The sequence below is a fragment of the Pseudoalteromonas sp. OF7H-1 genome (genome assembly GCF_022347825.1).
GTDB lineage: Bacteria > Pseudomonadota > Gammaproteobacteria > Enterobacterales > Alteromonadaceae > Pseudoalteromonas > Pseudoalteromonas maricaloris.
In genome coordinates, this window is the sequence record NZ_JAKRFX010000003.1 from 125117 (window position 1) to 139677 (window position 14561).

Sequence of the window (14561 nt, forward strand, 5' to 3'; positions counted from 1 at the left end):
TTATGCCCCTCTCCCCTGCTCCAGTAAGCCAACAAACAACTCTTCCAAACGGTTAGCTTTGTTACGCATACTTAATACTTGATTACCTTGCTCTGTGAGTTGTGTGAATACCCCATTGAGCCCTTGCGACTTAGCTACCTCTACCTCAATAGTATGGTCATCAACGGTGGTAAATTGGTAACCATCGAGTGCCACAGGCTGCATGGGCGGCTTAAGATCAAGTACAAACGTTTCTTTGTCTAACTTTGCGAGTAATGCCTTGATGGTCGTGTGCTCAACAATCGTACCTTTATCAATAATCGCAATATTACGGCACAACAGCTCTGCCTCTTCTAAGTAATGCGTTGTGAGTATGATCGTTACGCCTTGCTTATTAATTTCACGCAAAAAGTCCCACATAGAACGGCGTAGTTCAATGTCCACACCAGCGGTAGGTTCATCCAAAATAAGAAGCTTAGGCTCATGCATCAATGCTCTTGCAATCATCAAACGACGTTTCATACCGCCAGATAACGTGCGAGCTTGCTTGTCTTTTTTATCAAATAGCCCTAGTTGTTTGAGATACTTCTCGGCTCGCTGATGGGCAACGTCTCTTGGCACACCATAATAGCCCGCCTGAGTCACTAGAATTTGGTTTAGCGTCTCGAATTGGCTAAAGTTGAATTCCTGTGGTACTAAACCTAAGTTCGACTTAGCGTCTTCCAAATGAGTATCAATACTATGGCCAAAAACCGCTACGCTGCCTTGGGTTTTATTCACCAGTGAGGCAATAACCCCTATTGTGGTAGATTTACCCGCCCCATTTGGACCAAGCAACGCGAAGAAATCCCCTTCTTGAACTTCGAGATCAATGCCTTTAACCGCTTCGACGCCGTTACTATAAACTTTCTTTAACCCTTTGATGTTCAGTGCTATTGTCATATTTTATTATTCTCCATAACCCCAGCGCTTCGCTAAGGTATGCTCGATGTGTAGATGATCTAAAATACGGGCCACCATAAAGTCGACCAAATCGTCGATACTTTGTGGCTGATGATAAAAACCAGGCGCTGCCGGCATGATAGTCACCCCCAAGCGGCTCAGCTTGAGCATATTTTCAAGATGAATTGGACTAAAGGGCGTCTCACGCGGCACTAATATTAATTGGCCACGCTCTTTGATCACCACATCTGCTGCACGCTCAAGTAAATTATCAGATGCCCCAAGCGCAATGGCTGACACGCTTCCTGCGCTACACGGACACACCACCATCTGCTTGGGTGCCGCCGAGCCAGATGCTACAGGGCTAAACCAGTTATCTTTACCAAATACCTGAATTTGCTTATCTTTAGCACAGAAAAGCGCCTCTAGTTGCTCCGTTGCTTTTTGTTCATTACCTGAGAGTTTTAGATTGGACTCAGTATCCAGCACCACTCTGGCTGCGCTCGAGATTAGCACGTAAACTTGATAGTTTAACGACACTAATACCTCGAGTAATCTCAGTCCGTATGGGGCGCCCGACGCACCACTAAAGGCCAGCGTAATTGGCCCATTAAATGTTTGTTCTGACATAGTGATTACTTTTTCAATGCAGTTAAAAGTTTGTCGTGGATGCCACCAAAACCACCATTACTCATGATCAGCACATGCTGGTTTGGTGCTTGATTTGTCACAACCTGTGCGACAATCTCATCTACGCTTGCAAAACACTGACGACCCGCGGCTTCGGCTTGTGCTTTAAGAGACCAAGATAGGCCATCTGGTTCGAATAGATACACTTCATCTGCCACATCAAGGGATTGCAATAAGGTTTCTTGATGAATGCCAAGCTTCATCGTATTTGAGCGAGGCTCTAAAATAGCAATGATAGGTGCATCTCCAACTTTGGCCCTAAGCCCTGCTAGGGTCGTTGCTATTGCCGTAGGGTGATGCGCGAAGTCATCATAGACAGTAACGCCATTGACCTCCCCTTTAATTTCCATACGGCGTTTGGGAGAAATAAATTGCCCTAGCGCTTCGATACTTACCTCGATTGGAATACCCACATGTCTTGCCGCCGCAATCGCCATCATGGCATTTTTGACATTATGCACACCAATCGCTTGCCAATTTACTTCGCCTTTTTCTTCGCCCTCAAATAATACCGTAAAGCGAGAGCCGTCAGCCTTGAGCAAGTTATACGACCATTCTTTACCAAGGGATTCCTGCTCGCTCCAAAAACCACGTTCAATGACGTTTTGTAACGCAGCATCATCCGCTGGATATATGGCCTTGCCTTGGCTGGGTAGCGTGCGAATTAAATGATGAAACTGGGTTTGAATGGCATTTAAATCTGGAAAAATATCAGCGTGATCATATTCAAGATTATTGAGTATTAACGTGCGAGGTAAGTAATGGACAAACTTGCTGCGTTTATCGAAAAACGCCGTATCGTATTCGTCGGCTTCGATAACAAAGAATGGCGTATCTGACGTGCGCGCCGACACACCAAAGTTTTGCACTATGCCACCGATCAAAAAACCTGGGCGTAATCCTGCATATTCGAGTAACCACGCTAACATGCTTGCAGTGGTTGTTTTGCCATGCGTTCCGGCCACAGCCAACACCCATGACTGGCGTAATACATGGTCTTTTAACCATTCAGGGCCTGAGGTATAACGCATACCTTTTTCTAAAACGTATTCAACGCACGGATTACCACGGCTCATGGCATTGCCGATGATCACCACATCAGGCTCAACATCGATGAGCTGTTGAGGGTCGTACCCTTGAGTTAGTTCTATTCCGAGTGATTCAAGTTGTGTACTCATCGGCGGGTAAACATTGAGATCTGAACCTGTGACTTTGTGCCCCAATGATTGAGCGATGGCTGCGATCCCGCCCATAAAGGTACCGCAAATCCCTAAAATATGTACGTGCATGATGTTAGCGTTCTTTATTATTTCATTGCTATTTAGATTAACATACTCAGCTTATTGGTGGCTGACTTTATTGTTGAATCTCATGCACCAGTATTATTCTTTATTTTAAAGTGGGTAGTATGGAGCACGTGCTCAAGGTTGTGTCGTGCTAAAGCACGACCTACGGTTGGTGGTGTCTGCCGTGTAAAATCGAGCGTTGTGGTGAAGGTTTTGTCGCGCTAAAGCGCGACCTACGGTTGGTGGTGCGTGCCATATAAAAGGAAGCGTTGTGGTAAAGGTTTGTCGTGCTAAAGCACGACCTAAGGTTGGTAATGCGTGCCATGCAAAAGGAAGCGTTGTGGTAAAGGTTTGTCGCGCTAAAGCGCGACCTACGATGCGGTAGCGGCCGACCACACGCCTTTTTCAATGCCTTGTTGTACCATCAAAGTCAGCGCTTTTTCTATCGCTTGGGTTACACAAATGTGCATCGGTTCGTTATCGCTAAAACCCGCTTCGGCTTCAGCCAAACGTTTATAACTCACATAGCGGAAAAACCCTGCCCGAACCTCCATGGATAGCACCTTTTTGCTACTCGCGACGGAGAGCAACACTTGCCCAGTACGAACATCAACTGCGCGCATATAAATGGAGATAACATCCTCACGATAAAGCTCAGATGCACCTATGCCAAAATACTCCATCCCCAAACCACCTGTTCGGATATTAGAGTCATAGCTGATGATCCCGCCTTCTAAAATGATCTTTGCGGTCATTAAAGGTGGTAAAGCGTTTGTGTCATTATCATCACTTGCTGCACGAATAATTTTGCGCTCAGTCAGCAGGTTTTGTAGCCCTTCACGCTCTACCGGAATAAACCAATCCGTTTCGTGTAGTGCCTGCATTAGAATAGAGTTAGCGCCTTGAGTTACCGCTGTTGAAAATGAACTTACATTATCTTGTGGTTTATACTGCCCAGTTTGGTCGCGAAATGAATAAACAGAGACAGGGATTCGCCCTTTAGGTGTAGGTAAATTTTTTAGTTCTGCAAAGGTTTCAGTGTCGGTCAGCTCAATTGCTATACTTTGCGAAGGTGGCAACACGCGAGACATGCTAGAACAACCGCCGAGCAGTAATAAAAATACCAATAAAATTACGCGGAGCATTTAATATCCTCCACCAGCTGATGAGGCAAATCTGGGGACCTCTAGAATTGTTTCTTCACCCGATGCTGTATTTGTTATTCTAACCGTGATGGTGTCGGATGTACTGGTGATCACTTGGATTTGATAGTCGCCACTCATAAATGTCGCATCCTGATCAAATATACTGTCTTTGATGTCATCACCAAACGCAACATCCGTGATTTCTCTTACCAAACGGTTGAGATACGTACGCTCGAGTGATTCTTGAAACTTTTCGTCATAGGTTTTTTCTATGATTGGTGCTCTGTGCTTATTTTGAGATTGTGCTTTACTCAGTAACATATTGGCATTTAACGGATTACCACCAAATGCAGGGTTAATTGGTTTATATACAAGCTCAGTCGCTGTCACATTAGCACTGCTAAGTAGCATTAAACCAGCGCACACGATTGTTGTTTTTATTGTTGTCATGTTACCACCCACTTGCTGCTAAATCTTCTGAACCATGCTGTTGATATTGTTCTCTCGCCATCGCGTCCATAATGGTGAAAATAGCAGTTTCAACTCGTTCATCAACGGAACCGCCCCTTCTTCCCATTGCTGTTGCGTACACTGCGCGACTGTTCATTAATACCTCTAACCGAGTGCCAGCTCTTGGCAAAACCGTTTCTTTAACCGTGATATTAATTCCCGAGGTATTAGGAACATCTCTCCACAACTGTGAAAATTGAAAGTAAAACTGGTGACCAAATCGGCTAATACTCTGATCCATCACTAAACCCTCAATTTCTACATCTTCTTGTGCACTCAGTGAAAAATTAGAAACGAGCATAGCGCTCAAGAGTGTTATTATTCTTATCATTATTTGTTTACTCACGGCGTAGAATGTCTTTGCTGACGAGATTCACATTGATGTCTTTGATTAGCTGAATAGTACAAAATATGGGGGCTGGTTTTGCCCCCTATCTAAATTACTTAGTTATTGCTGAGTGATAGTCGCAACGTTGTTGTCACCAACCTGAGTTACGGTAATGTTTTGACCACTACCTGTAATTCCACCTTGGACTAAGTTGCCGTCACCAATTTGGCTTACTGTAAACGCATTATCATCGCCATTGATGATGAATGCCTCAGAACCCATACCCATCACAAAGTTGTTGCTACCATTTTGTGTGATGTCTAGCATATTGCGACTGCCTTCAAGCATCAGATCAATCGCGTTGAACTCGCCAGACTGCGCAATATCCACTTGGTTTGAGCTACTATCAAATACGCTGCTCATTGTTACAACAACACCATTGCCAGTGCCACTTTGTGAAATATCAACTGCGTTATCATTACTTGCCAGGCTAACGTCTGGATAAGATGACTGCACCACTGCCTCGTTTTCATCACCCGTTTGGGTAACATCAACATCATTATCACTACCGTTGAAGTTCGCAATGTGTGCGATGTTCGCATCACCTACTTGAGTTGCTGAGAATTCATTGTTCTCGCCAGCAACACCAAGATACATCTCGTTACCATTACCGATTTGCATCGCAGTAAATTCGTTATTATCACCGATCACGTCTGCTTGGACTTTGTTCTCGTCGCCACGTTGTTCAGTCATCACTTCATTATCGTTACCAACTAATAAATCTGACGCGAAAGTGTTAGTTGAACCTTCCTGATCGATAGTAAGCTCGTTATTGTCTCCGGTAATTTCAAATACGTTAACCGTATTGCTATCACCTTCCGATTGCTCGATCTCAACTTGGTTGTCATCACCAATCACAGTCTCTACAGAGATAACATTGAAGTTGCCGCTTTGGCTCGATTCAATTTCGTTTTCATTACCTTGTAGACTAACTACTTTATATTGGTTGTACACACCATCTTGATCTAAGGTGATTTGGTTCATGTCACCTTGTACTGACTCAAGTGTCGCTTCGTTCCACGTACCTGTTTGTGTCGCTGTAACTTCGTTTTGGCTACCTTGCATATTTAGGTTGTAGAACCATTGGCCGCCAGAACCTTGAGATACTGTAATCGTATTTTGATCGCCATTAATCACATTGATGGCTTCGTTGTTAATCCCAAGGATCCCGCTACCTGATTGCTGAATGTCAATCGCGTTATCATCACCAGTAACCTCAGTTAATGCGCCGTTAGATTCACCATCTTGGCTATATACTTGGTTATTGTTATTTCCGGTGGTCGTAATAATAGCGACGTTACCAGTACCATTCTGATCGGCCTCAGTAATATTGTTGTCGCCAATCGTAGTCACATCTGTCAGGTTAGAAGTACCCAGTTGCACCGAAGCTAACTCGTTACCACCTTGGCTACCTGACGTTTGTGAAAGTTTGAGTTCGTTACTTGTTCCACTTGCACGCTCCACTTGTGAAAGTGCAGAAGTTGAAAGTGGTTTATTATCTGATTTTGCCTCAGCATGTGCTGTAACTGAATGTGTTAACGCAAGCGCGATAGCGCAACTCACGATTGATTTTGAAAACTTCACACTGTTCTCCTTAGAGATTTATTATATTATTTTTCAATTAAGTGATCGGTGCAGGCATTGAGTTGTTGCCGAACTCAGCCAACTGCAACTTTCCACTTAACTAACGTCCTGTTATGACTCATTACTCTTGAGTCGCTCCCACCTGTGCCAGTTACCAGAGTGTTACATTTTTAGTGAAAAACATAATCTATATCAAAGTCAGCAAATTCATATGTTGAAATAATATATTTTATTACGTCTTGTCACCTTTAACTCTAAGATGGGAACAACTGAAGATAAATAAGAAGATTTTATGAAAAAAATACTTTATTAATTTCAATAAAGTACAAGAGTACACTCACACAAAATTACGAATAAAATATGGAGGTACAAAAAAAGTATGACTAAAGTTCAATCGTAACCATATCCACTCAACCCATAAAAAAGAACCAAATAATCTATTCCAAAAATTAAAAATCAGTAAAAAAAACTGATTTTATTAATTAACTCTTTTTTTACATTGCACTGCTCAATATCTGGGTCTAGGTTTTAAGACGTTGCCAAAAAGACCACAGCCACTACCAGAAAAACTACCAACTCAAAAATTGTGTATTGATGGATACGCTTGAAATTAAAAAGGTTATTAATATGAGATCTAAACTTTCTGCATTGTCTTTGGCTTTGCTTCCTGTACTTGCTTTCACTTCTCAAGCAGCTGTTCAAATCGAAACTACAACAGCAACCGCAGATGACAGCATCTTAGTTGTGTTTAAAGAAAACACTTCTGCTGCACTTCGTGCCAATGCAAGAAACCTTGTAAAAGCCAAGATGGCGGATTTGAACGCTGATGGCGTAGACGACAAATATCGCAATGTTTTAAAAGGTCGCCTAGCAAACTTTAAACTAGATAGCATCACAGCAAAGCAAGCAATTGAAAAACTAGCTAACCACCCTGCCATCGAATATGTCGAGCCAGACTATCAAGTAAAAGCACTTGGAATTCCTGACGATAGTCGCTTTGATGAACTTTGGGGTATGCATAACACAGGTCAAACTGGTGGTACCGCTGATGCCGATATTGATGCCCCTGAAGCATGGGATATCACTATTGGTTCACGTGATGTTATCGTCGGTGTGATCGATACGGGTATTGATTATACTCACCCAGATCTCGCGGCAAACGCATGGCGCAATCCAGGAGAGATCGCTGGAGATGGCATTGATAATGATGGTAACGGCTATATTGATGACGTGCACGGTATTAACGCCATCACAGGTAGTGGCGATCCGATGGACGACCAAGGTCACGGTACACACGTTTCAGGTACTATCGGTGCCTCAGGCAACGACGCTACAGGCGTTGCTGGTGTGAACCATGAAGTCTCAATCGTAGGCTGTAAATTCCTAGATGCATCAGGCTCAGGCTCAACTTCAGATGCGATTGAGTGTATTGACTATATCGTAGCGCTTAAAAATGCCGGTCACAACGTTCGCGTTACTAATAACAGCTGGGGCGGCGGCGGCTTTAGCCAAGCACTCTCTGATGCAATCACTGCAAGTGAAAACGCGGACATCTTATTTGTGGCAGCGGCCGGTAACAGTGCGGTAGATAACGATGTAAACCCTCACTATCCTTCAAGCTACGAGCACGACAGCGTATTCTCTATTGCTAGTACAACCCACACTGACGCGATGTCTTCATTTTCACAATGGGGTCTAACGTCTGTAGACATGGGTGCGCCAGGTAGCGCAATTTTATCTACCGTTCCGGGTGGTGGTTACTCAAGCTACTCAGGTACTTCGATGGCGACGCCTCACGTTGCTGGTGCAGCGGCCCTAGTACTTTCTATCAACCCGACACTCACTGCTATTGAGCTTAAAAACCTACTGATGCAAAGTGGTGATGTTAATGCTGACCTTACAGATAAAACAGTATCTGGTAAGCGCTTAAATGTGAATCAAGCTGTAATTGATGCGGATCCAGAGCCAGGCTTTAGAGTATCAGCTCGTCCTGCTAATCAAGAAATCACAGCGGGCGATACTGCAACATACGAATTTACTTTTGCTTCAGTCGCTGACTGGCAGGGCACTATTGATTTGTCCGTTACTTCACCAATTGCAGGTGCAACGCTGTCTGCAACTACTGCGATGCCAGGCGATACAGTAACACTTTCTGTACCAACTGCAGCTTCAACTCAGTGGGGTGAGTATAGCTTCACGCTTAACGCAACATCCGGCGAACTTGCCGATCAAGAGCAAGTAGGACTGTATGTATTACCTCAAGGGTTAAGTGATTTCAATTATGAAAATACTACCGCGGTAGACATTCCAGATAACGATGCTTCAGGTATTACTTCTGTGATCACTGTGGCTGACACCGTTACTGTATTTGATAGCAATACCTTAGTGGATATTACACACACCTACATCGGCGACTTAATTGTTACGCTTACTTCTCCTGCTGGAACCGTAGCAACACTACATAACCGTCAAGGTGGCGGTGCTGATGACATTAACCAAACCTTTAACTCTGCGGCATTTAATGGTGAAGTTGCAACGGGTGATTGGACATTGTCTGTCTCAGATAATGCAGGTATCGATACTGGTACATTGAACAGCTGGACACTAAACCTAACAGGTCTAGGCGAAGCATCACCTCAACCTCCTGTTGCGGGCTTTAGCTTTGCAGCTTCCGGCCTTGCCGTGACATTCACTGATGAAAGCCGTGATCCGAATGATGATATCGTTAGTTGGGCATGGGACTTTGGTGATGGCAGCATCAGTACTGACGCAAGCCCAATTCATGAATTTGCAGCATCTGGTGAGTACAGTGTCTCTCTAACGGTGACTGATAGTGAAGGCAACAGCCACACAACCACTCAGTCTGTTACGGTTAGCACTGATGAGGTTGAGCTATCGCTGATTCGCGCTAATAAGTCTCGCTTAGGCTTTATCCGCGTAGAGCTCTCATGGCAAGGCAGCAGTGCTGATGAAGTAACGATTTACCGTGATGGTCAAGCACTTGAAACAATCGCAAACACAGGTAAGTTCAGAGACTTCTCACGTGATTTAGAAGCCACCAGCTACACATATAAAGTATGTCAATCTGGTGAAATCTGCTCAAACGAAATCACAGTTAACTTTTAATTATTCCATATCTAAAGGTTAATTTAAGCCCCGAAAGGGGCTTTTTTGTGCAATGAAAATACTAAAAGGGCCTGTTTTAATACCTGGAGAAGAAGCAGGTAAAGGTGACTTATACCTTTACCACCAGAGGGTCGATAACCATTATTTTGGTGCTGGGACTTTCTCCGCTAAATTTAAAAACCAAACCTCAATTAACAACCGTACATATTGCAACATAAATTCGTTTGCAACTTAGCTTATAACGGTTAAAATTGCCGACTATGTCGAGAAAAGGCAGCAAGATTTAAATCGGAGATAATATGAAAGCAGTGATCCCAGTCGCAGGGTTAGGAACTAGGATGCTCCCAATGACCAAAGCCATTCCTAAAGAAATGTTGCCTTTGGTAGATAAGCCACTTATCCAATATATTGTCAAAGAATGTGTTGCCGCAGGTATTAAAGAAATTGTGTTAGTGACTCACTCATCAAAAAATGCAATTGAAAACCATTTTGATACCAGCTTTGAATTGGAAGCAACCCTTGAAAAGCGTGTAAAGCGTAAACTTTTACAAGAAGTACGCTCGATTTGCCCTGAAGATGTTACGATTATGCATGTGCGTCAGGGTGAAGCTAAAGGTCTTGGCCATGCGGTTTTGTGCGCGCAACCTATTGTTGGGGATAATGATTTTGTTGTTGTACTACCCGATGTCATTTTGGATGAATACACAGCCGATCAGGGAAATGAAAATTTAGCTGCAATGCTATCTCGTTTCAAGCAAACGAAAGCCAGTCAAATTATGTTAGAGCCTGTACCACAGCAGGATGTCTGCAAGTATGGTATTGCAGATATCAACGGTGTGTCGCTACTTCCTGGTGAAAGTAGTGCAATAAAGCATATGGTAGAAAAGCCAGCCATAGAAGAAGCACCTTCTAACCTAGCAGTTGTTGGCCGCTATGTGCTTTCAAAAAATATTTGGCCATTGCTAAGAAAAACGCCAGTCGGTGCTGGTGGAGAAATCCAGTTAACTGATGCTATCGATATGTTGATGGAACAGGAAACCGTTGAGGCTTTTCATATGAGCGGTCGTTCGCACGATTGTGGCGACAAGCTTGGTTACCTTAAAGCCATTGTTGAATATGCTATTCGCGATGAGCAATTAGGTGAAGAGTTTTCGCAATTTTTGAAACGCTTTCATCAATTAAGCCTAGCATCTTAATTTGTCGCTGGATAAACCCGCTGCTACAGGTCTATGTACATTCGTAACAACGATTTTATGTCGAAATTGCCAACCTTAGTCTCCGGATCCCCCCAGATACAGGTTTGTGTACATTCGTAGCAGCGACTTTAGGTCGCGAATCCTTTAACGATTTTATGTTGCAACCCACTAACCTTGGTCGCAAGATAAACCCGTTACTACCGATACACATCACTTTTTTCAATTACTTCAATATCATAACCATCAGGATCTTTAATAAAAAAGAATCTTGCTATTAATACATTTTGATTTTGATTATAAAAATTTTTGATTTCTTTAGGGTAATAACTATTCTTTTGAGCCTTGTTGTAGATAGCCTGTAGGCTATCAGTAGCGAAAGCCAAATGCCCGTAGCCATTACCGATTGTATAATCTACCGTAGTGTCACGATTCCAAGTTAGCTCCAATTCAAACGAAGTTTCATCGTTGCCAAGGTAGATAAGAGAAAAATCATTAAAGTCGATACGTCGTTTCACTACCAACGCAAATACATCATGATAAAATTTAATTGAACGATCAGCGTCTTTTACTCTGATCATTGAGTGGATCATTTTTGCCATTACTTTACCTATGGAATTTATATGTGTGAACTCTACGCATCAACAGAGCCTCATCGTTACGAAGTAACCAAACGTTCTATTCGCATTCAAGGAGCTGTTACTAGCCTCGCGTTAGAAAATGAAATATGGCAAGTATTAGAAACCATAGCTCAACGGGAAGATCTAGGCCTTGCCGAGTTTATTTCCTTACTTTACCAAGAAGTGATTGAACGTCATGGTGAGATTAAAAACTTGGCGTCTATGCTGCGTGTTACTTGTTTGACTTATCTTGCAAATAATAATGCGCTTAACGTAAGAAGTGGTAGTAACTGAGTACTACGTTTTAATGCCGATCCAAAAAGCGTTGCCATGTGATATTGGGATTAATAACCCGGATCGGGGAAATAACCTGCTTGAGCAAATGAAAAGGTGGGCGCGTAACTTCATGTCCATCTTGCTTTAAACCCAATAAATATTGAAAACTGTCTTTAGTCCCGAGCTGAATAGCTGATATTCTGATTTGTTGCTCGAAGTTTAGTCGTAAACTGCTGATCGCCGTTTTCATTCCCTGCTGATCAACATTGGGTAAACCACATTTTTGTAGATACCCCTGTCTTTCCCCCTCTCCAGAAAACCATATTCTAACTTTCTCGCTATAACGACCAGTTTTTGCTGGTAAATCAAACATAAGACGTCGATGTCCTTGCTGTTTTACCAATGCTAGATATTGCTCCAGTCCTGCTTGCCATAATGCGGGATGAATAGGCACCACTCGCGGTTGAATTTTGCCATGGGTGTTAAAGTGAAGTACGTGAACGTGGTCTTCGTAGTAAACATCATTAAGTGTAAGTGAGCCAATTTCATCACTATACGCACCAGTGTAATAACTCAGCAAAGGTAGCCAAAAATGCCAATGTTTAGGCTGCTCACGCTTTAGCTTTTCATCTGAGTAGATATAACCGTTAAACAAGGTATGAAGCTCCATAGTGGAAAATGCTCTGCGGCCTAAATGAGATTTCATACTGTAGTCAACGTATTGAGTATACTAAAGATCTTAAGTTTAACGGTTTTTAGTCTTTTTCGGAAGTTTGATAGTCACCTTCCCATCTGGAGCACAGGCTTGTCCGTCGGCAGGAGCGTCATAGCGTCACCTTCACATAAACTCCTAGAAAGAATCTCGACGTAAAAGCATAAAAACAGTCGCGACATTAAGTCTTTGCTACGAAAGAAAGATTAATTCTGGGAGTATGATTTTATGAATAAGAATATTTAAAATTTAGGCAAGAAAAAAGCCGCGTCTCCGCGGCTTAACTGATTGGACTAATCATTCTTTACTTAACTACCCGTTACAGTGTCACAAGCTACTGAAACATCGATGGTTTCATCTGTTCCATCAGGCGTAATAGACGTTGTAAATGGTGCTGAAATTCGAGGGTCTACACTAACCGCATATGACGCAACATCACCGTTTAGTGCTGACAGTGCAAAAGTACCATCACCATTGTTCGCTGCTGTGCGGAATGGCTTAGTCGTACTTGATCTATACTTTACAATCGCACCTGGGATAACTTCTGTTACTGTCGTATCGTTAGAACATACAGCTCTAACAGTTACATTTTCATTAACAGTGGTTTGAATTGGATTTGCTAGCGTGATCGAAACTGGACCACTACATACCGGAACTTCAGCATTCGTTGATGAAGCATTTCCCCACACGTTACCTGCAGCATCACGGATAACTACACGTGCTGTTGCTGTTGAGCTAATACCATAACGCGCTGAAGTGCTAGCTGACACAACTGTTTTTGACGTACTACCACCGCGTAAATAACTTGATACACTTGCATCAGCAGAGGTCATACTTACATATAGACCTGAACTAGGAACAGCATCGCCAGTCACATTAACAGTGATACCTTGCGTACAAATTGGAACTGAACGAGACAGTGTAAAAAACGTAAGGTGATCGGTTTTAAAAGATGCTTTGTAAGCAGTACCTTCAGCGTTTAACACACCAACAGTTGCTTTATTCGTTTCTGACTGCCATTTACCAGTATCTTCGTTATTTGAAGAAACATCAAACTGGTCTCCTGTTTGAATTGTTCTATCACCCGATGGTGCTAAGGTTGCGACAGGAAGTGAAACTGAAACATCGATCTCTTGGCTAAATTGCTTGATCTTAGTTCCGTTGTTATCTTGCATAACGATATTACTTACACCAACTGGCTTTTTAATGCTGGTTGTACTACCTGCACTCAACCCTGCAGGCAAAACAGCTGAAATCTTGCTAGACGTCGGATCTGCAGAGCCAACAGTTAATGATACAGAAGTACCTGTAACTGCATTACCACTTGCATCTCTTAGTTGTACCCCTGCAGGAATCGTTACATCAGAACCTGCTTTACCTTTTGCAGCCGCTGCTGTAATAGGAGAGGCTGTTGTAGCGTCAGCCACACTTTCAGAAACGCTTGCCTCAGCAACTTCGTCACCACCTTTTGACACAAGCGCCAATTCAGCTTCTAGCGTTGCTGCCGAATCTTCATTACTTAAGTCGATGTCAAAGCTTTTTGAAAAATAACCATCAGCAGCGACTACTGCAGTTACAATCCCAACATTCGCCCCTTCTTTTACAGTAAAGGTATAGCTACCATCTTCTGTAGCAATCTGAGTGATTGCGTCGCCATTGACGTTAACCAAATTTGAGGTTGGTTCTCCATCTTCAAAAAAGGTAATTGTCGCCGGCGCAACGATATCAACAGTATCAACATCAACTACATTACCACTTACAGCAAATGCTAAAGCTGCTGGAGTTTCTGGTGCAACAACCACCGGATCTGTTGGCTCAGGTGGCGGAGTGATTACCACATTGTTATCGTCATCGCTAAAACAACCCGAAAGTGCCAAAGCTGAAGCTACAGATAAAGCGAGTAAAGATTTTTTGTTCGAAATCATGATTGGTCCTTGTTCCCTTTTTTGAAAGTGCCAAGCGGCACTAACGCGCGTTTTATTACATCGAAACTTAAATATAGAGAAAGTTCAAAGATTGTCCAGCTAGTAATTAAAATATTTTTATACTAAGACTTGCTAGTTAGTTTTTGATTGGCATGAGCTTTTACTTCATAACCTTGGGTTATCGT

13 protein-coding genes are annotated in these 14561 nt (G+C 42.9%); 3 read left to right on the plus strand and 10 right to left on the minus strand.

Features of this window, described 5'->3' with window-relative positions; all coding sequences use genetic code 11:
* The 7 genes from MHN30_RS04835 to MHN30_RS04865 form a co-directional block, all read right to left on the minus strand.
* On the minus strand, window positions 1-921 hold the full coding sequence (locus MHN30_RS04835; protein ID WP_130164816.1) for an ABC transporter ATP-binding protein: 921 nt from the start codon (window positions 919-921) through the stop codon (window positions 1-3).
* Between the two features lie 6 nt (window positions 922-927).
* Window positions 928-1551, minus strand: a complete 624-nt coding sequence (locus tag MHN30_RS04840) for a flavin prenyltransferase UbiX (RefSeq protein ID WP_039494285.1) — start codon at window positions 1549-1551, stop codon at window positions 928-930.
* Between the two features lie 5 nt (window positions 1552-1556).
* Window positions 1557-2900, minus strand: coding sequence for a UDP-N-acetylmuramate:L-alanyl-gamma-D-glutamyl-meso-diaminopimelate ligase (gene mpl / locus MHN30_RS04845; protein WP_130164817.1), 1344 nt, complete (start codon window positions 2898-2900; stop codon window positions 1557-1559).
* Window positions 2901-3268: 368 nt separating this feature from the next.
* A complete protein-coding gene (locus MHN30_RS04850) occupies window positions 3269-4042 on the minus strand; it encodes a CsgG/HfaB family protein (protein ID WP_039494281.1) in 774 nt (257 codons plus the stop codon).
* The gene (locus tag MHN30_RS04855; RefSeq protein WP_205992087.1) at window positions 4043-4492 is read right to left on the minus strand and encodes a curli assembly protein CsgF; all 450 of its coding nucleotides are present in this window, start codon (window positions 4490-4492) and stop codon (window positions 4043-4045) included.
* Between the two features lies 1 nt (window position 4493).
* Window positions 4494-4883, minus strand: coding sequence for a CsgE family curli-type amyloid fiber assembly protein (locus tag MHN30_RS04860; protein ID WP_275446517.1), 390 nt, complete (start codon window positions 4881-4883; stop codon window positions 4494-4496).
* Window positions 4884-5000: 117 nt separating this feature from the next.
* The gene (locus MHN30_RS04865) at window positions 5001-6524 is read right to left on the minus strand and encodes a curlin (protein ID WP_130164819.1); all 1524 of its coding nucleotides are present in this window, start codon (window positions 6522-6524) and stop codon (window positions 5001-5003) included.
* A 627-nt stretch (window positions 6525-7151) separates the two neighbouring features.
* Here MHN30_RS04865 and MHN30_RS04870 point away from each other — a divergent pair.
* Window positions 7152-9650: a S8 family serine peptidase gene (locus tag MHN30_RS04870; protein ID WP_343224328.1), complete on the plus strand. Its 2499-nt coding sequence runs from the start codon at window positions 7152-7154 to the stop codon at window positions 9648-9650.
* Between the two features lie 299 nt (window positions 9651-9949).
* Complete coding sequence (galU, locus tag MHN30_RS04875; RefSeq protein WP_130164821.1) at window positions 9950-10846, plus strand: UTP--glucose-1-phosphate uridylyltransferase GalU; 897 nt, start codon at window positions 9950-9952, stop codon at window positions 10844-10846.
* A 197-nt stretch (window positions 10847-11043) separates the two neighbouring features.
* On the opposite strand, the gene MHN30_RS04880 is transcribed toward galU, so the two are convergent.
* Entirely contained in the window at window positions 11044-11445 is a 402-nt protein-coding gene (locus MHN30_RS04880; protein ID WP_239358719.1) for a VOC family protein, read from the minus strand.
* A gap of 21 nt (window positions 11446-11466) precedes the next feature.
* On the opposite strand from MHN30_RS04880, the gene MHN30_RS04885 reads away from it, so the two are divergent.
* Entirely contained in the window at window positions 11467-11757 is a 291-nt protein-coding gene (locus MHN30_RS04885) for a ribbon-helix-helix domain-containing protein (RefSeq protein WP_130164823.1), read from the plus strand.
* 10 nt (window positions 11758-11767) lie between these two features.
* Here the strand turns inward: MHN30_RS04885 and MHN30_RS04890 are convergent, their stop codons facing one another.
* Window positions 11768-12445 (minus strand): hypothetical protein, encoded by a 678-nt coding sequence (locus tag MHN30_RS04890; RefSeq protein WP_239358721.1) that lies wholly within the window; start codon window positions 12443-12445, stop codon window positions 11768-11770.
* Between the two features lie 314 nt (window positions 12446-12759).
* Window positions 12760-14376 (minus strand): hypothetical protein, encoded by a 1617-nt coding sequence (locus MHN30_RS04895; protein ID WP_130164824.1) that lies wholly within the window; start codon window positions 14374-14376, stop codon window positions 12760-12762.
* Window positions 14377-14561 lie beyond the last annotated feature (185 nt).

What these genes read in the sequence shown, in the direction of transcription:
- MHN30_RS04860 (WP_275446517.1), bottom strand. Translation starts at nt 4,883, where the DNA reads ATGATAAGAATAATAACACTCTTGAGCGCTATGCTCGTTTCTAATTTT.
- MHN30_RS04890 (WP_239358721.1), bottom strand. Translation starts at nt 12,445, where the DNA reads ATGAAATCTCATTTAGGCCGCAGAGCATTTTCCACTATGGAGCTTCAT.
- MHN30_RS04885 (WP_130164823.1), top strand. Translation starts at nt 11,467, where the DNA reads ATGTGTGAACTCTACGCATCAACAGAGCCTCATCGTTACGAAGTAACC.
- MHN30_RS04870 (WP_343224328.1), top strand. Translation starts at nt 7,152, where the DNA reads ATGAGATCTAAACTTTCTGCATTGTCTTTGGCTTTGCTTCCTGTACTT.
- MHN30_RS04855 (WP_205992087.1), bottom strand. Translation starts at nt 4,492, where the DNA reads ATGACAACAATAAAAACAACAATCGTGTGCGCTGGTTTAATGCTACTT.
- MHN30_RS04850 (WP_039494281.1), bottom strand. Translation starts at nt 4,042, where the DNA reads ATGCTCCGCGTAATTTTATTGGTATTTTTATTACTGCTCGGCGGTTGT.
- MHN30_RS04840 (WP_039494285.1), bottom strand. Translation starts at nt 1,551, where the DNA reads ATGTCAGAACAAACATTTAATGGGCCAATTACGCTGGCCTTTAGTGGT.
- galU (WP_130164821.1), top strand. Translation starts at nt 9,950, where the DNA reads ATGAAAGCAGTGATCCCAGTCGCAGGGTTAGGAACTAGGATGCTCCCA.
- MHN30_RS04895 (WP_130164824.1), bottom strand. Translation starts at nt 14,376, where the DNA reads ATGATTTCGAACAAAAAATCTTTACTCGCTTTATCTGTAGCTTCAGCT.
- mpl (WP_130164817.1), bottom strand. Translation starts at nt 2,900, where the DNA reads ATGCACGTACATATTTTAGGGATTTGCGGTACCTTTATGGGCGGGATC.
- MHN30_RS04880 (WP_239358719.1), bottom strand. Translation starts at nt 11,445, where the DNA reads ATGGCAAAAATGATCCACTCAATGATCAGAGTAAAAGACGCTGATCGT.
- MHN30_RS04835 (WP_130164816.1), bottom strand. Translation starts at nt 921, where the DNA reads ATGACAATAGCACTGAACATCAAAGGGTTAAAGAAAGTTTATAGTAAC.